22 protein-coding genes, 5 tRNA genes and 1 pseudogene are annotated in these 22048 nt (G+C 70.7%); 23 read left to right on the forward strand and 5 right to left on the reverse strand.

Going from position 1 to position 22048, the window contains the following annotated elements:
• The first annotated feature begins 94 nt into the window (after positions 1-94).
• The 7 genes from ABZZ20_RS15390 to ABZZ20_RS15420 all read left to right on the forward strand — a co-directional run bounded on the left by ABZZ20_RS15390 (position 95) and on the right by ABZZ20_RS15420 (position 2096).
• Entirely contained in the window at positions 95-781 is a 687-nt protein-coding gene (locus tag ABZZ20_RS15390) for a DUF4241 domain-containing protein (RefSeq protein WP_356869888.1), read from the forward strand.
• A 10-nt stretch (positions 782-791) separates the two neighbouring features.
• Complete coding sequence (locus ABZZ20_RS15395; protein WP_356869889.1) at positions 792-1520, forward strand: HAD family hydrolase; 729 nt, start codon at positions 792-794, stop codon at positions 1518-1520.
• Positions 1521-1606: 86 nt separating this feature from the next.
• Positions 1607-1678, forward strand: a tRNA-Gln gene (locus ABZZ20_RS15400).
• Between the two features lie 27 nt (positions 1679-1705).
• Positions 1706-1778: transfer RNA gene (locus ABZZ20_RS15405), tRNA-Glu, on the forward strand.
• A 63-nt stretch (positions 1779-1841) separates the two neighbouring features.
• Positions 1842-1914: transfer RNA gene (locus ABZZ20_RS15410), tRNA-Glu, on the forward strand.
• 23 nt (positions 1915-1937) lie between these two features.
• Positions 1938-2009: transfer RNA gene (locus ABZZ20_RS15415), tRNA-Gln, on the forward strand.
• Positions 2010-2023: 14 nt separating this feature from the next.
• A tRNA-Glu gene (locus ABZZ20_RS15420) sits at positions 2024-2096 on the forward strand.
• 175 nt (positions 2097-2271) lie between these two features.
• Here the strand turns inward: ABZZ20_RS15420 and ndgR are convergent.
• Positions 2272-2988 (reverse strand): IclR family transcriptional regulator NdgR, encoded by a 717-nt coding sequence (ndgR, locus tag ABZZ20_RS15425; protein ID WP_356869890.1) that lies wholly within the window; start codon positions 2986-2988, stop codon positions 2272-2274.
• A 185-nt stretch (positions 2989-3173) separates the two neighbouring features.
• Here ndgR and leuC point away from each other — a divergent pair, with 185 nt between their 5' ends.
• The 4 genes from leuC (at position 3174) to ABZZ20_RS15445 (ending at position 6387) form a co-directional block, all read left to right on the forward strand.
• Entirely contained in the window at positions 3174-4598 is a 1425-nt protein-coding gene (gene leuC / locus ABZZ20_RS15430; protein WP_356869891.1) for a 3-isopropylmalate dehydratase large subunit, read from the forward strand.
• Between the two features lie 5 nt (positions 4599-4603).
• Positions 4604-5197 carry a 3-isopropylmalate dehydratase small subunit gene (gene leuD / locus ABZZ20_RS15435; RefSeq protein WP_356869892.1) on the forward strand — a complete coding sequence of 198 codons (594 nt, stop codon included), beginning with the start codon at positions 4604-4606 and terminating at the stop codon, positions 5195-5197.
• A gap of 137 nt (positions 5198-5334) precedes the next feature.
• Positions 5335-5562, forward strand: coding sequence for a hypothetical protein (locus tag ABZZ20_RS15440; RefSeq protein ID WP_045945905.1), 228 nt, complete (start codon positions 5335-5337; stop codon positions 5560-5562).
• 144 nt (positions 5563-5706) lie between these two features.
• On the forward strand, positions 5707-6387 hold the full coding sequence (locus ABZZ20_RS15445; protein WP_356869893.1) for an HU family DNA-binding protein: 681 nt from the start codon (positions 5707-5709) through the stop codon (positions 6385-6387).
• A gap of 307 nt (positions 6388-6694) precedes the next feature.
• Here ABZZ20_RS15445 and cofC read toward each other — a convergent pair.
• Positions 6695-7294, reverse strand: a pseudogene (gene cofC, locus ABZZ20_RS15450) (2-phospho-L-lactate guanylyltransferase); the annotation flags it as partial.
• Positions 7295-7563: 269 nt separating this feature from the next.
• Between cofC and ABZZ20_RS15455 the strand changes: the two are divergent.
• The 3 genes from ABZZ20_RS15455 to ABZZ20_RS15465 are packed head-to-tail and all read left to right on the forward strand — an operon-like array spanning position 7564 to position 10520.
• Positions 7564-8316 carry a lysophospholipid acyltransferase family protein gene (locus ABZZ20_RS15455; protein ID WP_356869894.1) on the forward strand — a complete coding sequence of 251 codons (753 nt, stop codon included), beginning with the start codon at positions 7564-7566 and terminating at the stop codon, positions 8314-8316.
• On the forward strand, positions 8313-9323 hold the full coding sequence (locus ABZZ20_RS15460) for an NAD(P)H-dependent glycerol-3-phosphate dehydrogenase (RefSeq protein WP_356869895.1): 1011 nt from the start codon (positions 8313-8315) through the stop codon (positions 9321-9323). Before ABZZ20_RS15455 ends, ABZZ20_RS15460 begins: the two co-directional genes overlap by 4 nt.
• Before the next feature lie 39 nt (positions 9324-9362).
• Positions 9363-10520 (forward strand): D-alanine--D-alanine ligase family protein, encoded by a 1158-nt coding sequence (locus tag ABZZ20_RS15465; RefSeq protein WP_356869896.1) that lies wholly within the window; start codon positions 9363-9365, stop codon positions 10518-10520.
• Between the two features lie 87 nt (positions 10521-10607).
• Here ABZZ20_RS15465 and ABZZ20_RS15470 read toward each other — a convergent pair whose 3' ends face one another.
• Entirely contained in the window at positions 10608-11108 is a 501-nt protein-coding gene (locus ABZZ20_RS15470; protein WP_356869935.1) for a DUF3515 domain-containing protein, read from the reverse strand.
• 23 nt (positions 11109-11131) lie between these two features.
• Positions 11132-11365, reverse strand: coding sequence for an Lrp/AsnC ligand binding domain-containing protein (locus ABZZ20_RS15475; RefSeq protein ID WP_356869897.1), 234 nt, complete (start codon positions 11363-11365; stop codon positions 11132-11134).
• 244 nt (positions 11366-11609) lie between these two features.
• On the opposite strand from ABZZ20_RS15475, the gene ABZZ20_RS15480 reads away from it, so the two are divergent.
• Complete coding sequence (locus tag ABZZ20_RS15480; protein WP_356869898.1) at positions 11610-12593, forward strand: thiamine-phosphate kinase; 984 nt, start codon at positions 11610-11612, stop codon at positions 12591-12593.
• Positions 12590-13393: a bifunctional hydroxymethylpyrimidine kinase/phosphomethylpyrimidine kinase gene (thiD, locus tag ABZZ20_RS15485; protein ID WP_356869899.1), complete on the forward strand. Its 804-nt coding sequence runs from the start codon at positions 12590-12592 to the stop codon at positions 13391-13393. The genes ABZZ20_RS15480 and thiD overlap by 4 nt, the downstream gene beginning before the upstream one ends.
• Before the next feature lie 156 nt (positions 13394-13549).
• Here the strand turns inward: thiD and rpmB are convergent, their stop codons facing one another.
• The gene (rpmB, locus tag ABZZ20_RS15490; RefSeq protein WP_048475950.1) at positions 13550-13735 is read right to left on the reverse strand and encodes a 50S ribosomal protein L28; all 186 of its coding nucleotides are present in this window, start codon (positions 13733-13735) and stop codon (positions 13550-13552) included.
• A 242-nt stretch (positions 13736-13977) separates the two neighbouring features.
• On the opposite strand from rpmB, the gene ABZZ20_RS15495 reads away from it, so the two are divergent.
• The 7 genes from ABZZ20_RS15495 to rpmF all read left to right on the forward strand — a co-directional run bounded on the left by ABZZ20_RS15495 (position 13978) and on the right by rpmF (position 22041).
• Positions 13978-15627, forward strand: a complete 1650-nt coding sequence (locus ABZZ20_RS15495; protein ID WP_356869900.1) for a DAK2 domain-containing protein — start codon at positions 13978-13980, stop codon at positions 15625-15627.
• Between the two features lie 16 nt (positions 15628-15643).
• Complete coding sequence (locus ABZZ20_RS15500; RefSeq protein WP_356869901.1) at positions 15644-18748, forward strand: helicase-related protein; 3105 nt, start codon at positions 15644-15646, stop codon at positions 18746-18748.
• 117 nt (positions 18749-18865) lie between these two features.
• Positions 18866-19444, forward strand: coding sequence for a 16S rRNA (guanine(966)-N(2))-methyltransferase RsmD (rsmD, locus tag ABZZ20_RS15505; protein WP_356869902.1), 579 nt, complete (start codon positions 18866-18868; stop codon positions 19442-19444).
• A gap of 29 nt (positions 19445-19473) precedes the next feature.
• Positions 19474-19953: a pantetheine-phosphate adenylyltransferase gene (gene coaD / locus ABZZ20_RS15510; protein WP_356869936.1), complete on the forward strand. Its 480-nt coding sequence runs from the start codon at positions 19474-19476 to the stop codon at positions 19951-19953.
• Positions 19954-20056: 103 nt separating this feature from the next.
• Entirely contained in the window at positions 20057-21085 is a 1029-nt protein-coding gene (locus tag ABZZ20_RS15515; RefSeq protein ID WP_356869903.1) for a cell division initiation protein, read from the forward strand.
• A 111-nt stretch (positions 21086-21196) separates the two neighbouring features.
• Positions 21197-21865, forward strand: a complete 669-nt coding sequence (locus ABZZ20_RS15520; RefSeq protein WP_356869904.1) for a DUF177 domain-containing protein — start codon at positions 21197-21199, stop codon at positions 21863-21865.
• 2 nt (positions 21866-21867) lie between these two features.
• Positions 21868-22041, forward strand: coding sequence for a 50S ribosomal protein L32 (rpmF, locus tag ABZZ20_RS15525; protein WP_003965982.1), 174 nt, complete (start codon positions 21868-21870; stop codon positions 22039-22041).
• Positions 22042-22048 lie beyond the last annotated feature (7 nt).

Consider the following 22048-nt stretch of genomic DNA (forward strand, 5'->3'; position numbering starts at 1 on the left):
ATCCGGGAGGTCGCCCCCTGCGGCGTTGTCGGGGGCCGCCGTTAGGGTCTGCGGAGATCGTTCACGCGTACGCCGCCGTACGAAAGGCCTTGCCATGCCCATGACCGCCCCCGACTACTCCTGGCACTTCACGCCGGGCAACACCTTCTCGTACGAGGAGGGCCCGACCGGGGTGCTCTCGGTGGCCGACGGCGGCGAGCTGTGGTTGCCCACCGGACGTGTCGTCGCCTGCGACCCCTTCGTCTACCTCGGCGGGGGCGACACGGCGCCCTTCACCGCCGAAGTGGCCCCGGGCCGCTACCGGGTGGAGGTCGCCGTGGCCACGCTGACGCAGCCCGAGGAGGAGCCCGAGGAGCAGTCGGCCGCCACGCCGCACCGGCGGGTCGCCGCCGCCCGCCTCGTGGTCTCGGACGACGCGCCGACCGTGTCCTGGGAACTCGCGTTGAAGGACGGGCAGGACCCCGCCGCGCTCGGCGAGGGCGAGTTCTACGGCTACGGCGTGGACGCGGGCACGGGCTGCTTCTACGACCTCGCGGCCGACGGGGCCTTTCCCGACTGCGAGGGCGACGAGGGGCCGCTCTGGGAGGCCTTCGAGGGGGCGGGTCACGCCGCCGGGGCGTACCGGGTGGAGGGCGAGGGCGGCCACAGCCTCGTCGCCTTCTCCTCGGGCTGGGGGGACGGCGCCTATCCGACCTGGGTCGGTCGGGACGCCGAGGGTGCGATCACCTGTTTCGTGACGGACTTCTTCGTCGTGCCCACACCGGAGGAGACCGCGGCGTAGCCTCGGCGGTATGCCGATCCGCGCCGTGCTCTGGGACATCGACGACACCCTGTTCGACTACACCGGGGCGGACAGCGCCGGGCTGGCGCGCCGGCTCGCGGAGGAGGGCCTGGGGGAGCGGTACGGGTCCCCGGAGGAGGCGCTCGCCCTGTGGCGGGAGATCACCACCAAGCACTGGGACCGCTTCGCCGCCGGGGAGGTGAGCTTCCAGGAGCAGCGTCGGGACCGGGTAAGGGACTTCCTCGGGGTTCCCGACCTGAGCGCGGCGGAGGCCGACGACTGGTTCGACCGGTACGTCGAGCACTACAAGGCCGCCTGGACGTTGTTCCCGGACGTGCTGCCCGTACTGGACGCCCTCGCGGCCGGGTACCGGCACGGGGTGCTCTCCAATTCCTCCAGCGCCAACCAGGATCCCAAGCTGCGCCACCTCGGGTTGCGCGAGCGCTTCGAAGTGCTGGTGTGCGCCGCCGAGCTGGGGGTCAGCAAGCCCGAGGCGGAGGCCTTCCTGGCCGCCTGCGAGGCGCTCGGACTGCCACCCGGTGAGGTGGCGTACGTGGGGGATCAGCCGGAAATCGACGCGCGCGGCGCCCGCGACGCCGGGTTGACCGCGGTCTGGCTCGACCGGGACGGCGGACGCGGGCCCGGCCCCGCCGGGGTGCACCGGATCGCCGGGCTCGTCCAGCTCCCGGAGCTGCTGGCAGCGGATACCCGTTTTGGAGCACGGTCAGGCATCCGGTAATGTTCTTTCTGCGCCGCCGGAGCGGGCCGAAAGGCCGGACGGAGGCGCCACTCGAAAGAAAAGCCCCCCAGGGGGTTGACTTTCGGTGGGGTATAGTGTAATTGGCAACACGAGGGTTTCTGGTTCCCTTATTCTAGGTTCGAGTCCTGGTACCCCAGCGCAGTGCAGTAGTAACGCAGTGCTTTGCCCCCGTTGTGTAGCGGCCTAGCACGCCGCCCTCTCAAGGCGGTAGCGCCGGTTCGAATCCGGTCGGGGGTACAGATCCTTCCCGCAAGATCTCCATCGGGTAGCTCCCGGACGTCTTGATGCAGGATCGCTAGGGCCCCCGTTGTGTAGCGGCCTAGCACGCCGCCCTCTCAAGGCGGTAGCGCCGGTTCGAATCCGGTCGGGGGTACTGTGGTCTGGTCTAGACCGCATTGGGCTATGGTGTAATTGGCAACACGAAGGTTTCTGGTTCCTTTGTTCTAGGTTCGAGTCCTGGTAGCCCAGCGCAGTACGAGCAAGCCCCCGTTGTGTAGCGGCCTAGCACGCCGCCCTCTCAAGGCGGTAGCGCCGGTTCGAATCCGGTCGGGGGTACGCACAGAAGAGGCCCTCCGCGTTCGTCGCGGAGGGCCTCTTCGCTGTTCCCGAACCCGGCCGACCCGTCTGCACCGGCACAAGTGCGGGCCCGGAGGCGCGTGTTCGGACGTGTGCGGCGTCGTACGCGACCCCGGGCCCGGTGGAGTGGGGCAGTGGGGAGAGGCGGGGGAGGTCAGCCGGTACGGCGCAGGGCCTCCGTGAGGCGGGCGGCTGCGTCGATGACGGCCTGGGCGTGCATCCGGCCCGGGTGGCGCGTCAGGCGCTCGATCGGCCCGGAGACCGACACGGCGGCCACCACGCGGTTCGACGGCCCGCGCACCGGCGCCGAGACGGACGCCACGCCGGGCTCCCGCTCGCCGATCGACTGCGCCCAGCCGCGCCGCCGTACGCCCGAGAGCGCCGTCGCCGTGAAGCGCGCACCCTGCAAGCCGCGGTGGAGCCGCTCGGGCTCCTCCCAGGCCATCAGGATCTGCGCGGCGGATCCGGCCTTCATCGGGAGCGTTGAGCCCACCGGGACGGTGTCCCGAAGGCCCGACAGCCGCTCCGCTGCCGCCACGCAGATGCGCATGTCGCCCTGACGGCGGTAGAGCTGCGCGCTCTCGCCCGTCACGTCGCGGAGGTGGGTGAGTACCGGTCCCGCCGTAGCCAGCAGGCGGTCCTCGCCGGCGGCGGCGGCGAGCTCCGCCAGCCGCGGTCCGAGGATGAACCGGCCCTGCATGTCCCTCGCCACCATCCGGTGGTGTTCCAGTGCCACGGCCAGGCGATGTGCCGTGGGTCGTGCGAGCCCTGTCGCCGCGACCAGCCCGGCGAGGGTGGCCGGACCGGACTCCAGTGCGCTCAAAACCAGAGCTGCCTTGTCGAGAACGCCGACGCCGCTAGAGTTGTCCATGAAACGATATTCGCGTCTCACACTGTGAAACGCAAGTTCAATTTTTCCAAGAACAAGCGAGTCTGTATGTGCGGGTCCACGAACCACGGGGTCCGAGCCGTCGTCCGGCGCGTGGGGTACGGGCGATCAGGCGCACCAGATCTCTATGAAGCGCCGGCCCGAACCGGCCGGCCGGAGGGAAAGCGATGGGTAGGACACTCGCGGAGAAGGTCTGGGACGACCATGTCGTCCGGCGCGCCGAAGGCGAGCCCGACCTCCTCTTCATTGATCTGCACCTGCTGCACGAGGTGACCAGCCCCCAGGCCTTCGAGGGACTGCGACAGGCCGGCCGCAAGGTCCGCCGGCTCGACCTCACCATCGCGACCGAGGACCACAACACCCCCACCCTCGACATCGACAAGCCGATCGCTGACCCGGTCTCCCGGGCCCAGCTGGAGACGCTGCGCAAGAACTGCGCCGAGTTCGGCGTGCGTCTGCACTCGCTCGGCGACGTCGAGCAGGGTGTCGTCCACGTCGTGGGGCCGCAGCTGGGCCTGACCCAGCCGGGCACCACGGTGGTCTGCGGCGACTCGCACACCTCCACGCACGGCGCCTTCGGTGCGCTGGCCTTCGGCATCGGCACCAGCCAGGTCGAGCACGTACTGGCCACCCAGACGCTGCCGCTGGCCCGCCCGAAGACGATGGCCATCACCGTCACCGGCGAGCTGGCCGAGGGCGTGACCGCCAAGGACCTGATCCTGGCGATCATCGCCAAGATCGGCACCGGCGGCGGGCAGGGCTACATCCTGGAGTACCGCGGCGAGGCGATCGAGAAGCTCTCGATGGAAGCCCGCATGACCATCTGCAACATGTCCATCGAGGCAGGCGCCCGCGCGGGCATGATCGCCCCCGACCAGACCACCTTCGACTACCTGGAGGGCCGCGACCACGCCCCGAAGGGCGAGGACTGGGACGCGGCGGTTGCGTACTGGAAGACCCTGCGCACCGACGAGGACGCGGTCTTCGACGCCGAGGTCGTCATCGACGGCGCCTCGCTGTCGCCGTTCGTCACCTGGGGCACCAACCCGGGCCAGGGCGCGCCGCTGTCGGCCCACGTCCCCGATCCGGCTTCGTACGAGGACGCTTCGGAGCGCCACGCCGCCGAAAAGGCCCTGGAGTACATGGGGTTGACGGCCGGGCAGCCGCTGCGTGACATCAAGGTCGACACCGTCTTCGTAGGTTCCTGCACCAACGGCCGCATCGAGGACCTGCGTGCCGTCGCCGGCATCATCGAGGGCCGCAAAGTCGCCGACGGCGTACGGATGCTGGTCGTCCCGGGCTCCGTCCGGGTCGCCCTCCAGGCCGTGGAGGAGGGCCTCGACAAGGTCTTCAAGGAGGCCGGCGCCGAGTGGCGGCACGCGGGCTGTTCGATGTGTCTGGGTATGAACCCCGACCAACTGGCCCCCGGTGAGCGCTCCGCGTCCACCTCCAACCGCAACTTCGAGGGCCGGCAGGGCAAGGGCGGACGGACCCACCTGGTCTCCCCGCAGGTGGCCGCCGCCACCGCGGTGCTGGGCCACCTGGCCTCGCCCGCCGACCTGTCCGACGCCAACGCGACCGCCGGAGTCTGAGAACCATGGAAGCCTTCACCACCCACACCGGCCGGGCCGTACCGCTGCGCCGCAGCAACGTCGACACCGACCAGATCATCCCCGCCCACTGGCTGAAGAAGATCACCCGCGACGGGTTCGAGGACGGGCTCTTCGAGGCCTGGCGCAAGGACCCCGAGTTCATCACGAACCGCCCGGAGCGCGCGGGTGCGACGGTGCTGGTCGCCGGCCCCGACTTCGGTACCGGCTCCTCGCGCGAGCACGCCGTCTGGGCCCTGCAGAACTTCGGGTTCAAGACGGTCATCTCCTCCCGCTTCGCCGACATCTTCCGCGGCAACTCGCTGAAGAACGGACTGCTGACGGTGGTCCTTCCGCAGGAGACCGTGGACGAGCTGTGGGAGCTGACCGAGGCCGACCCGACCGCCGAGGTCACCGTTGACCTGGTCGCCCGCCAGGTCCGTGCGGCCGGAATCGAGGCGGAGTTCGAACTCGACGACAACGCCCGCTGGCGTCTGCTGGAGGGCCTCGACGACATCTCGCTCACCCTTCAGAACGAAGCGGACATCGCCACGTACGAAAGCGCCCGACCGGGTTTCAAGCCGCGCACGATTCGGGCCTGATTCCTGCCTGATCAGCGCTTATTCACCCTCGGGTGATCACATGGACAACACTGTGCCCCCCGCCTTCCGGTGGGGGGCACAGCCGTGTGTTGAGGCCCCGTGAGGCGACAACTCGCCCCAGATGGCACAATCTGTGCATGGAACGCGACAGTCAACTTGAGCTCTACGAACTCGTCGCGGACCGGTTGAAAGAAGCACACGCAAGGGTGCGCACGCTGCAAGTCCCGGAGGGCGTAAGGATGGCGCTGTCCCGGAAGCTGTTGGTCGTCACGGCCGCGGCGAAGCACGATCTCGCCGATGCGGCAAGGCGCCTGGACAGGTTGATGAAGGACCTCGACGAGGGTCGATTCCCTGAAGGCGACTGATGCGAAGGAACTCCGTAACGACCTACACCGTTGCGGCACTAGGGTGATTAGCCCGTTTCGTGTTTGATTTGCGGTATATATCCGCCTAACGTGCGAAATAAGCTTGAACACATTCGTTCTGGCGAAGTCTCCGAAGGGGAAGACGTGAACAAGGCGCAGCTCGTAGAAGCGATTGCCGACAAGCTGGGCGGCCGCCAGCAGGCCGCGGACGCTGTCGACGCGGTACTGGACGCGATGGTCCGCGCTGTGGTCGCGGGCGACCGGGTCTCGGTCACGGGCTTCGGCTCGTTCGAGAAGGTCGACCGCCCGGCCCGCTATGCCCGCAACCCGCAGACGGGTGAGCGCGTCCGGGTCAAGAAGACCTCTGTTCCCCGCTTCCGTGCGGGCCAGGGCTTCAAGGACCTGGTCGCGGGCACCAAGAAGCTCCCCAAGGGCGGCGAGGTGTCGGTGAAGAAGGCCCCCAAGGGCAGCCTCACCGGCGGCGCTTCCGCGACGGTCAAGAAGGCCGCGGCCAAGAAGGCCACCACCGCCAAGAAGGCGGCGGCGAAGACCGCGGTCGCCAAGAAGACCACCGCCACGGCGAAGAAGACCGCCACGGCCAAGAAGGTGGTCGCCAAGACCGCCGCGGCCAAGAAGACCACGGCGACGGCGAAGAAGACCACCGCGGCGGCCAAGAAGGCCGCGCCCGCGGCGAAGAAGACCACCGCCGCGGCCAAGAAGACGGCTCCGGCGGCCAAGAAGGCCACCGCGAAGACCACGGCGCCCGCCAAGAAGACGACGGCGCGCAAGACCACCGCGAAGAAGACCACGGCCCGCAAGAAGTAGGGCCACGAGTCACACACGCCGGGCCGGCTTCCCCCTGTTGGGGAAGCCGGCCCGCGGTGCTGTTCGTGCAGGTCGAACGGGGCTGGGGGCAGGGCGGGACTCAGAAGGTCTGCAGGGTGACCAGCGTGATCCGCAGCCCCGGCCCCTCGCCGTCCGTCTCGATCCGCACCCGCTGTCCGGGGCGCAGCAGGCGCAGGCCGCCGGCGTCGAAGGCCGGGGCCTCGAAGGGCACCGGAGTGCCGTCGTCCAGCAACACACTGCCGCTGCGGGTCTGGGAGTCGTACGTGTACGCGGTCGCCTGCATAGCGGCACTGTATCGGGCCGTGTGGCGCCCCACACCGAGGGCGAGGGCCGTCCGTAGATCCGCCCCCGTGTCCACGTCCCGGCGCACGCTCTCGACGTCAGCCAGGGCTATTTCCGCAGCTCCCGACGCCGAATGCCGGGCCCGCGACGGGCCGCCGAACGAGGGTGCCAATTCCACGTGCGGAGCAGCGGAAAGCAAGGTCGTGCCGATTCCCGCCGCATCCGCCAGAAATGCCCGGGGAAATGCGGAGGCGGCTTCGAGCACGCGTAGCAATTCCGGCGGGCGCAGTGCGGGCAGATCCGCGTTCATCGCGGCCACGGCCGCTCCGGGCCGGGCCGAGCGCACCTCCCGCGCCCCGTGGGCCAACGCCGCGTTGAGCCCCGCGGCCGGGGCGTCCGGCACGATCCGCGCCCCCAGCCGTGCGAGTTCCGCGCCGGCCTCCGCGTCATCCGTGACGACCACCACATCCGCGACCGCCGCGCAGGCCAGGGCCCCCGCCACGGTGTCCTGCGCGAACGCCAGCGCGAGCCCGGGACGGGACGCGCCCACGGCCGCCCCGAGGCGGCTCTTGGCCACCGCCAGTGGCTTCAGCGGGACCACCAGGCTCCAGACCGCGTTCGTGACGGACCCCTTCCCTCCGGTGCGCGTCCGTACATGCCTGGACCATGGTCGGGTCATGGTCGGGTCATGCGTCGGCCCATTGTCGCCCCTGCCTGGGCAACCGGGAGGTCCGGTGCTCCGGGCGGGGCGTACGGTGTCCTCGACAGAGACCGGACCCGAGGCCACACTTGTCCGGCCGAGGAGGTGCCCCAGCTTCCCCAGCCACCGCTGGGAGGTACCCCCGCGCACCGGTCCTAGAGGAAGGTGTCCGAGTGTCCCGCCGCAGAATCGGCTTCTGGTACCGCCTGGCGGCGGTCATCGCAAAACCGCCGCTGGTGGTGCTCTTCAAGCGGGACTGGCGGGGAATGGATCACATTCCGGCCGAGGGCGGGTTTATCACGGCCGTCAATCACAACTCGTATCTGGACCCGCTCTCCTACGCGCACTTCCAGTACAACACCGGCCGGGTGCCCCGATTGCTCGCGAAGGCCGCCCTCTTCAAGGTTCCTATTGTCGGTGCGATCCTGCACGGTTCCGGTCAGATCCCGGTCTACCGCGAGACCACCAACGCCCTGGACGCATTCAGGGCCGCCGTGGACGCGATCGAGCGCGGCGAATGCGTGGCCTTTTATCCGGAAGGCACCCTCACCCGCGACCCGGACATGTGGCCGATGGCCGGCAAGACCGGTGCCGCGCGGGTGGCGCTGATGACCAAGGCGCCCGTCATTCCGGTGGCCCAGTGGGGCGCGAACCTCGCGATGCCGCCCTACGCCAAGCAGAACAAGGTCCGGCTGTTCCCGCGCAAGACCCTCCAGGTGCTTGCCGGACCCCCCGTGGACCTCACCGAGTTCTACGACCGGGAACCCACCCCGGACGTGCTCAAGGAGGCCACCGAGACCATCATGGCGGCCATCACCGAGCTGCTGGAGGAACTGCGCGGGGAGAAGGCGCCCGAGCAGCCGTACGACCATCGCAAGGCCAGGGCGGAACAGCGGCGCAAGGCCGCGGGGGAGGACCACAAGTGACACGTCCCGTGAAGGCGGCCGTCTTCGGAACCGGCTCCTGGGGCACGGCCTTCGGCATGGTGCTCGCCGACGCCGGCTGCGAGGTGACCCTGTGGGGCCGCCGCCGGGAAGTGGTCGACGCCATCAACACCGGCCGGTCCAACCCGGACTACTTCCCGGGCGTCGAACTCCCGGCGAACATGCACGCCACCACCGACCCGGCCGAGGCCGCGCGCGGCGCCGACTTCGTGGTCCTCGCGGTTCCCTCCCAGACGCTGCGCGGCAACCTCGCCGAATGGGCCCCGCTGCTGCCCGCCGACGCCGTGCTCGTCTCCCTCATGAAGGGCATCGAACTCGGCACCGCCAAGCGGATGAGCGAGGTCATCGAAGAGGTGGCCAAGGTCCCCGCCGAGCGCGTCGCGGTCGTCACCGGCCCCAACCTCGCCCGCGAGATCGCAGCCCGGCAGCCGGCCGCCGCCGTCGTCGCCTGCTCTGACGAAGCCGTCGCGCAGCGCCTCCAGACGGCTTGCCACACCCCGTACTTCCGCCCGTACACGAGCACCGACGTCATCGGCTGCGAGCTCGGCGGCGCCGTCAAGAACGTCATCGGCCTCGCCGTCGGCATCGCGGACGGCATGGGCCTGGGCGACAACACCAAGGGCTCGCTCATCACCCGGGGGCTGGCCGAGGCGACCCGGCTGGGCCTGGCGATGGGGGCCGACCCGCTCACCTTCTCCGGTCTCGCCGGCCTCGGCGACCTCGTCGCCACCTGCTCCTCGCCGCTCTCCCGGAACCACACCTTCGGCACCAACCTCGGCCGCGGGATGACCCTGGAGGAGACCATCGCGGTCACCAAGCAGACCGCCGAGGGCGTCAAGTCCTGCCAGTCCGTGGCTGATCTGGCCCGCCGTCACGGGGTGGACATGCCGATCACCGACACCGTCGTCGACATCGTCCACCACGGCAAGCCGCCGCTGGTCGCACTGAAGGAACTGATGGGGCGCAGCGCCAAACCGGAACGCCGCTGACTCCTTTCCGGACGTCTGAGCGGGTACTCTCGTGGCGATATGAGCAGCGAGAACCTCCCCCAGACCCCTGAGCAGCAGGGCCGCAAGCCCCGTGTGGCCGTCGTGTTCGGCGGCCGCAGCTCGGAACACGCCATCTCGGTCGTCACGGCGGGCGCCGTCCTGCGCGCCATCGACCGGTCCAAGTACGAGGTGCTGCCCATCGGCATCACCACGGACGGCCGGTGGGCGTTGACCGCCGACGAGCCCGCGCGCATGGCCATCGCCGACCGCAAGCTCCCCAGCGTCGAGGAGCTCTCGGACTCCGCGGACGGCGCCGTCGTGCTCTCCGTCGACCCGGCCAACCGCGAGGTCGTCTACACCGAGCCGGGAGCCGTTCCCAAGGCCCTGGGCGAGGTCGACGTCGTCTTCCCGATGCTGCACGGTCCGTACGGCGAGGACGGCACCCTGCAGGGCCTCCTGGAGCTCTCCGGGATCCCGTACGTCGGCTCGGGCGTCCTCGCCTCGGCCGTCGGCCAGGACAAGGAGTACATGAAGCGCGTCTTCACCTCCTTCGGCCTCCCCGTCGGCCCGTACCTCACCGTCCGCCCCCGCGAGTGGGAGGCCGACGAGGCCGCCGCCCGCACGCGGATCACGGACTTCGCCGCGGAGCACGGCTGGCCGCTCTTCATCAAGCCCGCCCGGGCCGGCTCCTCCATCGGCATCACCAAGGTCGACGAGGCCTCCGGGCTCGACGAGGCGATCCGAGAGGCCCAGCGCCACGACCCGAAGATCATCGTGGAGGCGCTGCTGCGCGGCCGCGAGATCGAGTGCGGGGTGCTGGAGTTCGAGGACGGGCCGCGCGCGAGCGTGCCCGCCGAGATCCCGCCGGTCTCCAGCCACGACTTCTACGACTTCGAGGCGAAGTACATCGACTCCGCCTCCGGGATCGTGCCCGCCCCGCTCACCCCGGAGCAGACCGCCGAGGTGCAGCGGCTCGCGATCGAGGCCTACGACGCAGCCTCCTGCGAGGGACTGGTGCGCGCCGACTTCTTCCTCACGGAGGACGGCACCTTCGTCATCAACGAGATCAACACCATGCCGGGCTTCACCCCGATCTCCATGTACCCACGGATGTGGCAGGAGTCGGGCGTCGAGTACTCGGAGCTGGTGGACCGCCTGATCCAGGCCGCCCTGCGCCGTTCCACCGGGCTGCGCTAGACCACGGACGCCGATACGCAGCACCATGCCGACCGCCCGCCGGGAATCCCGGCGGGCGGTCGGTGCGAGAGCGGGGGCGTCGGGCCGTCAATACGACGAGATGCCCTCAGGGAGGGTCTTGGCCACTACCGCGGACAGCCCGACCAGCATCCCCGCATCCGTGGCATGCTCCTTGTCGACCCGGACCTCGGTGTACGCCAGCCGCATTCCGGTGGTGAACCGGAAGCCGCCTCCGGAATCGGCGGGGAGCTTTTCCAGCAGCCAGCGGACGCCGTTGACCTCGACTCCCTCCTGCTTCGGATCGGCCATCGCGGGGGGCTTGGGGATACCGCACCGCAGTACGATCGCCGAGCCGCCCCACGCGGCGGTCAGACCGGACTCCGGTTCGGTCTTCGTCCGCGCCAGGCCCGCCACCGTCTCCGGGAGTTCCTCGTGCAGTGCTGCACAGAACCCCGCGACGTCGGCGGGCGGCGTGGGCGGCGGGTCCACCCGGGCCTCGGAACCACCCGGGGTGCAGCCCGCGAGGGCCAGTACGGCGACCAGTACGGGCAGGGCGGGCGGACGGACGGGCCGGCGGTGGAAGGACATCACCGGCCAAGAGTAGACGGGGGCTACAGATGGACCACCGGGCAGGTCAGGGTGCGGGTGATGCCCTCCACCTGCTGGACCTTGGCGACGACCATGCGGCCGAGCTCGTCGACGGTGTCGGCCTGGGCGCGCACGATCACGTCGTACGGGCCCGTCACGTCCTCGGCCTGGATCACCCCCGCGATCTCGCTGATGGACTCGGCGACGAGCGACGCCTTGCCCACCTCGGTCTGGATGAGGATGTACGCCTGTACCACGGAACCTCCAGGGCGGCCACGAGGATCGATTCCCCTAACCTTCGGATGGGCCCAGGGATTCGGGTGGGCCCGGGGAAGAAGGGACGCCACGGTACCGCGTCGCCGAGCACCGCGGGGAGACCCGCGAGCCAGGCGCCACGCACAGCGGGGCGCACGAAGAGCAGAAGTTGACGTATCTGTTGACGGTACCCAGAGCTGTGACGGCTCGCGACCGCAAGCGGACTGGGCAAGAAGGGGCACAGCGATGAAGGGCACTGTGGGCGAGCTGGGGGAGTTCGGGCTCATTCGGGAGCTCACCGCACGGCTCACCACCACCCCGGCGGTCCGGCTCGGACCGGGCGACGACGCCGCGGTCGTGTCGGCCCCCGACCGGCGGGTCGTGGCGAGCACGGACATCCTGCTCGAAGGCCGGCACTTCCGGCGCGACTGGTCCACGGCCTACGACGTCGGCCGCAAGGCCGCCGCGCAGAACCTCGCGGACATCGCCGCCATGGGCGCGGTACCGACCGCGCTGCTGCTCGGCCTCGTCGTCCCGGCCGAGCTGCCGGTCACCTGGCCCACCGAGCTGATGGACGGGCTGCGCGACGAGTGCCAGGTCGCCGGCGCGGCCGTGGTCGGGGGCGACGTGGTCCGCGGGGACACCATCACCGTGGCCATCACCGCCCTCGGTGACCTGCGCAACCACGAACCCGTGCTGCGCTCCGGCGCCCAGCCCGGCGACGTCGTGGCCGTCACGGGCTGGCTGGGTTGGTCCGCGGCCGGGTTCGCCGTCCTCTCGCGCGGCTTCCGCTCCCCCCGGGCGTTCGTCGAGGCGCACCGGCGCCCCGAGCCGCCGTACCACGCGGGCCCCGCGGCCGCCGGACTCGGCGCCACCGCCATGACCGACGTCAGCGACGGCCTGATCGCCGACCTCGGGCACATCGCGGAGGCCAGCAAGGTACGGATCGACCTGCGCTCGGCGGCCGTCGACATCCCGACCCAGATGCACGACATCGGGCAGGCCGTCGGGGTCGACCCCTTGCAGTGGGTGCTCACCGGGGGAGAAGATCACGCCATCGTGGCGACCTTCCCGCCCGACGTGAAACTGCCGGCCCGCTGGAAGGTCATCGGGGAGGTGCTGAACCGGTCCGCGCTGCCCCAGGTGACCGTGGACGGCGCGCCCTGGACGAGCACCGGCGGCTGGGACCACTTCGGTTCCGACCCCTCCACCGAGGAGACGATGCGATGAACGACGCGCCACCGCTGTGCCTGACCGTCGCCGGATCCGACTCCGGCGGCGGCGCGGGGATCCAGGCCGACCTCAAGACCATGCTGGCGCTCGGCGTGCACGGGATGAGCGTCGTGACCGCCGTGACCGCGCAGAACTCCCTCGGAGTGCGGGGAGTCTGGGAACTGCCCGCAGAGGCCGTCACGGCCCAGTACCGGGCCGTCGTGGACGACATCGGCGTACAGGCGGTCAAGACCGGGATGCTCTCCTCCGCCGCGCTGGTGGAGACGGTGGCCGAGCTGTTGGCCGCCACCGCGGCTCCCGCCGTCGTCGACCCGGTCGGGGTCTCCAAGCACGGGGACGCGTTGCTCGCCGCTTCGGCGCTGGACGCCGTACGCAAGGAGCTGCTGCCCCTGGCCACCGTGGCCACGCCCAACCTGGACGAGGTGGCGCAGCTCACGGGCGTGGTGGTGGAAGTCGAGGAAGACATGCGGCGGGCCGCCGACGCCGTCCTCGGGTACGGACCGGAGTGGGTGCTGATCAAGGGCGGGCACCTGGCGGCCCACGGCGGCGAGGCCGCCGACCTGCTCACCGACGGCGACACCCAGCTGTGGCTGCGGGCGCCGCGCCACGACAACCGGCACACCCACGGCACCGGCTGCACCCTCGCCAGTGCGATCGCCGCCGGTCTCGCCAAGGGGCAGGACGTGCCGCAGGCCGCCATGGAGGCCAAGGAGTACGTGACCGGCGCGATCGCCGCCGGCTTCGCGCTCGGCGGCGGCATCGGCCCGGTGGACCACGCCTGGCAGTGGAACCGCTGAAGCGGGCGGAAAAGCAGGAGAGCGCGGAAAGCAGAAGACCACCGCGTCACGTGACGCGGTGGTCCCGTTGTCGGCAGGTCCGGACAAAGCAGAAGGCCGGTCCACGAGGTGGACCGGCCTTCTGGGCAACCGGAAGGGCTGCGCGCACGACGGGCGTCAGCGCGAGACCTTGCCGGCCTTGATGCACGAGGTGCAGACGTTGAGGCGCTTCGGCGTCCCACTGACCACGGCACGAACGCGCTGGATGTTCGGGTTCCAGCGACGCGAGGTGCGGCGGTGCGAGTGGGAGATGTTGTTGCCGAAGCTCGGCCCCTTGGCGCAAACGTCGCAGTTGGCAGCCACAGGTCACTCCAAAGACTTCAGGTGCACTTACAGTGAAATCCGGCGCACCGGAATCAGAGGTCTGAAGTGGTTTGCCGGGGGAAAGGCCCGACTCTCATCGGGCAACCGGAGCAGCATACAACGACTGCGCCCGTCCAAGAAAACTACCATGGCTGCCGCCGCCCCCGCCCCGCGGTCCCGACGCCCCGACAGTCCTTGGTTACCCTGCGGTGAACCCTGGCCCGCACAAGGAGGAACGCCCGGTGCCGCACCAGTCGCAGCCGCAGCCCCCCGACGAGCTCGATGCCGAAGCGGTGCGCACCTGGAGCTCGCTGGCCCTGGCCGCACTGGGCCGGGCCCGCGAGGACATCGACGCGATCAACGTCTACCCGGTGGCGGACGCGGACACCGGTACCAACCTCTACCTGACCGCCGAATCGGCGGCCCGCGCGCTGGAGGCCGCCGTCGGGAGCACGCCCGCGGACGTCAGCGGGACCCCCTCCCTGGCCCGGGCCGTACGGGCCTACGCGCACGGGGCCCTCATAGGCGCCCGGGGGAACTCCGGGACGATCCTGGCCCAACTGCTGCGAGGAGTCGCAGACGTGCTCGGTGACGAGCCCGACGACCGGGAGCCGGGCCGACTGCTGGCCCAAGCGCTGAGGCGCGCCGCCGAAGAGGCCTACCAGGCGGTCGCGCACCCGGTGGAGGGCACCATGCTCACCGTCGCCGCCGCCGCGGCACGGGCCGGCGAGGCCGCCGGAGCCGAGGCCGGGAGCGCCGCGGACGTGGCCCGGGCCGCCTATGACGGGGCCCGCGCGGCCCTCGCCGACACCCCCGGGCAGCTGGCCGAATTGGGCCGGGCCGGGGTGGTCGACGCCGGGGGCTGCGGGCTGGTCGCCGTACTCGGGGCCCTGTGGCAGGCGCTGTCCGGCCAGCAGCCGGCCCCCGAGGCGGTCCGCGGCCGGGCCGTGCCCGTACCGCAGCCGTGCGACGCGGAGGAGCAGGGCGGGCCCGCGTACGAGGTGATCTACCTGCTGGAGGCCACCGAGCCTGCCGTCGCGGAGCTGCGCCGGCGCCTCGACGGCCTCGGGGACTCCCTGGTGGTGGTCGGCGGCGACGGATTGTGGAACGTACACGTCCACGTCGACGACCCCGGCGCCGCCGTGGAGGCCGGCGTGGTCGCCGGGCGGCCGTACAGGATCCGCATCACACACTTCGGCGACGAGCGCCGTCGGGCGCGCGGGGAACGCGTCCAGCGGGCCGTGGTCGCCGTGGTCCCGGGCGAGGGGCTGGCCGGGCTGTGCGGGGAGGCAGGAGCGACCACCGTGCTCGCCCGCCCCGGCGAGGCGCCGGACGCCGAGGGGCTCGTCGACGCCATCCGGCGCGCGCACGCCCGCGAGGTGGTGCTGCTGCCCGGCGGCGCGGACCAGCGCGAGGCCGCCGCCGCCGCGGCCGAACAGGCCCGCGCCGACGGCGTACGGGTGGCCGTGATCCCCACCCGGTCCGCGGTCCAGGCCCTGGCCGCCCTCGCCGTCCACGACCCGGAGGGCAGCTTCGACGAGGACGTGGTCGCCATGACCGCGGCGGCCGGAGCCACCCGCTACGGGGAACTCGCCGTAGCCGAACGGCAGTCCTTCACCTCCGCCGGCATCTGCCAGGCCGGCGACGTGCTCGGCCTCATCGACGGCGACGTCGCCGTCATCGGCTCCGGACTCACCGAAACCGCCGAAGCGGTCCTGGAACGCATGCTGGGCTCCGGCGGCGAACTCGTCACCCTGGTCCTGGGACCGGAGGTCCCGGACGCCCTCGCCGAGCGCCTGGAGGAGTACGTGCAGCACGGGCACCTGGCCGTGGACACCGTCACCTACCGCGGCGGACGGTACTCCGCGCCCCTCCTCATCGGGGTCGAATAGCCGACTTGTCAGCGCCATGGTGTGCAATGAAGACGTGCCCGCGCTCGACGAAGACCTCAAGAAGACGCTCGGCCCCGCCACCGCCAAGGTGCTGGCCGAGCAGCTCGGCCTGCACACGGCCCTGGACCTGCTGCACCACTACCCGCGGCGGTACGCCGAGCGCGGCGAACTGACCTCGCTCGCCGAACTCGCCGACCAGATCGACGAGCACGTGACGGTCGTCGCCCAGGTCGCCGACGCCCGCGTCCTGACCTTCAATGGGGGCCGCGGCAAGCGCCTGGAGGTGACCATCACCGACGGCAGCGGTCGCCTCCAGCTGGTCTTCTTCGGTGCGGGCGTCCACAAGCCACACAAGGAACTGTTGCCGGGCAGCCGCGCGATGTTCGCGGGCAAGGTCTCGATGTTCAACCGCAAGCTCCAACTGGCCCACCCCGCTTACGAGCCGCTGGGCGCGGAGGCCGGGGAGTCCGATGCCGCCGCCTTCGCCAACCAGCTCATCCCGATCTACCCGGCCTGCAAGCAGCTGGAGTCCTGGAAGATCTCCAAGGCCGTAGACGCGGTGCTGCCGAGCGTCCGGGAGGTCGTGGACCCGCTGCCGGACGCGCTGCGCGCGGGCCGCGGGCTGATCCCGCTCACCGAGGCCCTGCTGAAGATCCACCGGCCGAGCACCAAGGCCGACATCGAGGACGCCCGCCAGCGGCTGAAGTGGGACGAGGCCTTCGTCCTCCAAGTCGCCCTCGCCCGTCGTCGGCACGCCGACTCCCAGCTCCCGGCCGTCCCGCGCAGGGCCGTCCCGGACGGCCTGCTCGACGCCTTCGACGCCAGACTGCCCTTCACGCTCACCGAGGGCCAGCAGACCGTCTCCCGCGAGATCTTCGCCGACCTGGCCACCGAGCACCCCATGCACCGCCTCCTGCAGGGCGAGGTCGGCTCGGGCAAGGCACAGCCGCTCGACGCCCAGGTACTGACGCCGACGGGGTTCCGCCTCATGGGAGAGCTGGCGCCGGGCGACGAGGTCGTCGTACCCACGGGCGAGATCGCCGTGATCGGAGGTGTCTACCCGCAGGGTGTCCGAGACGTGTGGCGGCTGGTGCTCTCCGACGGGAGCACGGTCGAGTGCGACGACGAGCACCTGTGGATCGTGGGGACGAGCGGTGCCTGGGAGCGCGGAGAGCAGCCCGAGGTCCTCACCACCGGCGGCATCCGCAACGACCTGCTGGAGGCCGACGGCTCGCCGAAGTGGTACCTCCCGGAGGCGGCGCCGGTGGACCTGGAAGGTGGCGGCGACCGGCCGCTCGACCCGCACCTGCTGGGCGTGCTCATCGGAGCCGGACCGGCGGTCGGCGCGGCCGTGGCACCCGACTGCGAACCGACCGTGGTCGGGGCGCTGCGAGCCCTGGGGCTGTGGGGACTGGCCCCACACGACACGTTCGTTCCGCCGGCCTACCTCAACGCCCCGGTCAAGGAGCGTCTCGCCGTACTGCAAGGGCTCGTGGACACCGCCGGCACGCTCGGGACGAGCGGACGCGGGACCTCGTTCTGCTCGACGTCGAGGCGGCTCGCCGAGGACGTGGCATGGCTGACCAGGTCCTTGGGAGGGCGAGCACGGATCGGGCCGAAGGACGGCGCGTTCGAGGTGACCCTGACCCTGCCCGAACCCTCCGAACCCTCCGAACCCTTCCGGCCGACCCGGACGGTGGGCCAGACGATGTCCGGGACCCCGTACGAGAACGTCCGGCGCGGCATTCGGGACGTCGAGTACGTCGGCCGCAAGCCCGTCCAGTGCATCAGCGTCGAGCACCCGAGCCGGGCGTACGTCACCGACCACTTCACCGTGACCCACAACACGATGGTCGCGCTGCGGGCGATGCTCGCCGTCGTGGACTGCGGCGGGCAGGCCGCGATGCTCGCCCCCACCGAGGTGCTCGCCCAACAGCACCACCGCTCCATCACCGAGATGATGGGCGAGCTGGCGGAGGGCGGCATGCTCGGTGGCTCCGACCGCGGCACCAAGGTCGTTCTGCTCACCGGCTCCATGGGGATGCCCGCGCGGCGCCAAGCCCTGCTGGACCTGGTCACCGGCGAGGCGGGCATCGTGATCGGCACCCACGCGCTCATCGAGGACAAGGTGCAGTTCCACGACCTCGGCCTGGTCGTGGTCGACGAACAGCACCGATTCGGTGTGGAGCAGCGCGACGCACTGCGGTCCAAGGGCAAGCAGCCTCCGCACCTGTTGGTGATGACCGCGACCCCGATCCCGCGCACGGTCGCGATGACCGTCTTCGGGGACCTGGAGACCTCCGTCCTCGACCAGCTGCCCGCCGGACGTTCCCCGATCGCCACCCACGTCGTACCGGCCAAGGACAAGCCGCACTTTCTGACCCGGGCCTGGGAGCGGGTGCGCGAGGAGGTCGAGAACGGGCACCAGGCGTACGTGGTGTGCCCGCGCATCGGCGACGGCGAGGACGAGCCGAAGAAGAAGTCCGCCGAGGACGACAGCGAGAAGCGACCGCCGCTGGCCGTCCTGGAGATCGCGGACCAGCTGACCCGGGGGCCCCTCGCGGGACTGTCGGTGGAGGTGCTGCACGGCCGGATGGACCCGGCCGACAAGGACGACGTCATGCGGCGCTTCGCCGCCGGCGAGGTCAAGGTGCTGGTCGCCACCACCGTCATCGAGGTCGGCGTGAACGTCCCCAACTCCACGGTCATGGTGATCATGGACGCGGACCGGTTCGGTGTCTCCCAGCTCCACCAGCTGCGCGGCCGCGTCGGCCGCGGCTCGGCGCCGGGCCTGTGCCTGCTGGTCAGCGAGATGCACGAGGCGAGCCCCGCCAGGGCCCGGCTGGCCGCCGTCGCCGCCACCCTGGACGGCTTCGAGCTCTCCCGGATCGACCTGGAGCAGCGCCGCGAGGGCGACGTGCTGGGCCAGGCCCAGTCGGGCGTGCGCTCCTCGCTGCGCATGCTCGCGGTCATCGAGGACGAGGAGGTCATCGCGCAGGCCCGGGAGGAAGCCACCCGCGTGGTCGCCGCCGACCCGGAGCTGGAGCGGCTGCCGGGACTACGGAGCGCCCTGGACGCCCTGCTGGACACCGAACGGGAGCAGTACCTGGAGAAGGGCTGAGCGGTACGGTCCGCGGAGGTACGACCTATCGTTGGACTCCGCAGTACCCGGCAGTACCCGGCAGTACCCGGCAGTACCCGGCAGTACCCCCATCACCGTCGTACCGAAGGACCCCAGATGACCCGCGTGATCGCCGGCACCGCCGGCGGGCGACGGCTGACCGTGCCCCCGGGCACCGGCACCCGGCCGACCTCGGACCGGATGCGCGAAGGCCTCTTCTCGACCTGGGAGTCGCTCCACGGCATCGAGGGGGCCCGGGTCCTGGACCTGTACGCCGGCTCCGGCGCCGTCGGCCTGGAAGCCCTCTCCCGCGGCGCGGTCCACGCGCTGCTGGTCGAGCCCGAGGCCAAGGCCGCCAAAGCGATCCGGGACAACATCAAGGCGCTGGGCCTGCCCGGCGCCGAGTTCCGGGCGGGCAAGGCGGAGCAGATCGTGGCCGTGGCGGCCGGCGTGGACCCTTATGACGTCGTCTTCCTGGACCCGCCGTACGCCGTTAGCCACGACGATCTTGGCGAGATCCTCCTCACACTCCGCGCCAATGGCTGGCTCACCGGCGATGCGCTCGTCACCGTGGAGCGCGGTACGAGGAGCGGTGCGTTCCCGTGGCCCGAGGGTTTCGAGCCGCTCCGCTCCCGGAAGTACGGCGAAGGCACCCTTTGGTACGGTCGCGCCGCCTTCACCAGCGAAGACTCATGATGCCCGCCCCGGAGAGCGAGGGACCCAAGTTGCGCCGCGCCGTCTGTCCCGGGTCATTCGACCCCATCACCAACGGACACCTCGACATCATCGGCCGGGCGTCCCGGCTCTACGACGTCGTGCACGTTGCAGTGATGATCAACCAGTCCAAGCAGGGACTGTTCACGGTCGAGGAGCGGATCGAGCTGATCCGCGAGGCGACCGCCGACTACGGAAACGTGGAAGTCGAGTCCTTCCACGGACTGCTCGTCGACTTCTGCAAGCAGCGGGACATCCCGGCGATCGTCAAGGGCCTGCGCGCCGTCAGCGACTTCGACTACGAGCTCCAGATGGCCCAGATGAACATCGGGCTCTCGGGGGTGGAGACGCTGTTCGTGCCGACCAATCCCACCTACAGCTTCCTGTCCTCCTCCCTGGTCAAGGAGGTCGCGGCCTGGGGCGGCGACGTCGCCCACCTGCTGCCGCCGCACGTGTACGCGGCACTGACCGAGCGGCTCGCCAACCGCTGACCGACTGACGGAACGTCACTCGGTGTCGGGCGCCCGTCCGGTGGCCTTACAGTCGTCCCGTCCGTCTCAGGAACCGCCCGAGGCCGAGAGAGTGCGAGCCCCCATGGACGTACAGAAGAAGCTCGACGAGATCGTCGCGGCCGTCGGCGGCGCCCGGTCCATGCCGATGTCGGCCTCGTGCGTGATCAACCGCGCCGAGCTGCTCGCCCAGCTCGAAGAGGTGCGCCAGGCGCTGCCCGGCTCGCTGGCGCAGGCGCAGGAGCTCATCGGCGGCCGGGAGCAGATGGTGGAGGAGGCCCGCCGGGAGGCGGAGCGGATCATCGACTCCGCGCACGCCCAGCGCGGTTCGCTGATCTCGGACACCGAGGTCGCGCGCCGCTCCCAGGCGGAGGCGGACCGCATCCTGGCGGAGGCCCGCCGGGAGGCCGAGGAGATCCGGGCCGAGGCCGACGACTACGTCGACAGCAAGCTCGCGAACTTCGAGGTCGTGCTGACCAAGACCATCGGCTCGGTCGACCGTGGCCGCGAGAAGCTGCTCGGCCGCGGCCCGGGCCTGGACGAGCAGGGCTACCCGGACGCGGACGCACCCGAGCGCAGCCAGGACCCGCAGGTGCAGCGCGAGCAGGCGGACGCGTACGTGGACACCAAACTGGCGACCTTCGAGGCAGTGCTGTCCAAGACGCTGGAGGCCGTCGGCCGGGGCCGCCAGAAGCTGCTGGGACGGGTCCCCACGGACGACCTCGGCGCACACATGGCGGCCCAGGACGCCGCCGGCACGCAGCAGTCCCGCTCGTCGAGCGACGCGGACTTCCTGGCGGGGCTGGCGGAGCCGGCGGCCCCGATGATCCCGGCGCAGGCCCAGCAAGAGCCCGCGTACGACGCGTACGGCTACCAGCAGCCCCAGCAGCAGGACTCCTACGCCTACCAGGACCCCTACGCCTACCAACAGCAGGCCCAGCAGCCCGACCCGTACGCGATGGGCTACGAGCAGCAGTCCGACCCGTACGCGATGGGCTACGAGCAGCAGCCGCAGGCCCCGGCACAGCAGCAGCCCGCGCTCGACGAGACCAGCTTCTTCGACACGAGCATGATCAATCTTGACCAGTTGCGCCAGTACGAGCAGGGACGCTAGGGCCGGATTGGGCTCTGAGCGAAGCGGCGGGTATCCTGGCTCTTCGGTCGCGCATATGCACCGCGATCCATGCTGCCCTTCAGCGGCGGAATCTTTGATCTTCAGCGATCTGTGAAAGCAGGAACGGCCCTGAATACCCGCCTCGACCACCGCAACCCCCTCGTGTTCGACACGCACGAGCTGGGTCGGCGTCCTGGTGCCATGCAGCGGCTGTCCCGTGAGATCGCGGCCCCGGCGGACCTCGGTCTCGCCGGAGTCATCGGGGTGCCGGAAGGCGCCCCGCTGAAGCTCGAACTCCGCCTCGAATCGGTCATGGAAGGGGTGCTTGTCACAGGCACCGTCCGTGCATCGGCCGAAGGGGAGTGCGTAAGGTGTCTGGAGTCCGTGGAGCGCGAGCTCAAGGCGGACTTCCAGGAGATGTTCTCGTACCCTGACGCCGACGACCGGAGCCGCTCGAAGGCGGAACCGGCCGACGACGCCGAGGACGACGAGGACACGCTCTACCTTGAGGACGGCTTGTTCGACCTCGAACCCGTGCTGCGTGACGCGGTGGTGCTCGCACTGCCGCTGCAGCCGGTGTGCCGGGAGGACTGTCTCGGACTGTGCCCCGATTGCGGGCTCAGCCTGAACGACGACCCGGACCACCACCACGACGCCGTCGACATCCGTTGGGCGGCATTGCAGGAACTCGTCGTGACCGATCAGGACGGCGAGAAGGACAACATGAGCGGCACTGCATCTGACGACGTTCAGAGCGCCGCCGAGAAGCAGGAGAAGTAGCCGTGGCTGTTCCGAAGCGGAAGATGTCGCGCAGCAACACGCGCCACCGCCGGTCGCAGTGGAAGGCTGCGGTCCCCACCCTGGTTTCGTGTGAGCGTTGCCAGGAGCCGAAGCTCCAGCACATCGCGTGCCCGAGCTGCGGCACCTACAACAAGCGCCAGGTCCTCGAGGTCTGAGCGGCTG

The sequence above is a fragment of the Streptomyces sp. NPDC006430 genome (assembly GCF_040612395.1).
In the GTDB taxonomy this organism is placed as follows: Bacteria; Actinomycetota; Actinomycetes; order Streptomycetales; family Streptomycetaceae; genus Streptomyces.

Coding starts and splice junctions, on each gene's coding strand:
- ABZZ20_RS15470 (WP_356869935.1), bottom strand. CDS start 11,108: ATGTCCTTCCACCGCCGGCCCGTCCGTCCGCCCGCCCTGCCCGTACTG.
- leuD (WP_356869892.1), top strand. CDS start 4,604: ATGGAAGCCTTCACCACCCACACCGGCCGGGCCGTACCGCTGCGCCGC.
- ABZZ20_RS15440 (WP_045945905.1), top strand. CDS start 5,335: ATGGAACGCGACAGTCAACTTGAGCTCTACGAACTCGTCGCGGACCGG.
- thiD (WP_356869899.1), top strand. CDS start 12,590: ATGAACGACGCGCCACCGCTGTGCCTGACCGTCGCCGGATCCGACTCC.
- ndgR (WP_356869890.1), bottom strand. CDS start 2,988: ATGGACAACTCTAGCGGCGTCGGCGTTCTCGACAAGGCAGCTCTGGTT.
- ABZZ20_RS15395 (WP_356869889.1), top strand. CDS start 792: ATGCCGATCCGCGCCGTGCTCTGGGACATCGACGACACCCTGTTCGAC.
- ABZZ20_RS15390 (WP_356869888.1), top strand. CDS start 95: ATGCCCATGACCGCCCCCGACTACTCCTGGCACTTCACGCCGGGCAAC.
- rsmD (WP_356869902.1), top strand. CDS start 18,866: ATGACCCGCGTGATCGCCGGCACCGCCGGCGGGCGACGGCTGACCGTG.
- ABZZ20_RS15500 (WP_356869901.1), top strand. CDS start 15,644: ATGGTGTGCAATGAAGACGTGCCCGCGCTCGACGAAGACCTCAAGAAG.
- ABZZ20_RS15515 (WP_356869903.1), top strand. CDS start 20,057: ATGGACGTACAGAAGAAGCTCGACGAGATCGTCGCGGCCGTCGGCGGC.
- leuC (WP_356869891.1), top strand. CDS start 3,174: ATGGGTAGGACACTCGCGGAGAAGGTCTGGGACGACCATGTCGTCCGG.
- ABZZ20_RS15465 (WP_356869896.1), top strand. CDS start 9,363: ATGAGCAGCGAGAACCTCCCCCAGACCCCTGAGCAGCAGGGCCGCAAG.
- ABZZ20_RS15480 (WP_356869898.1), top strand. CDS start 11,610: ATGAAGGGCACTGTGGGCGAGCTGGGGGAGTTCGGGCTCATTCGGGAG.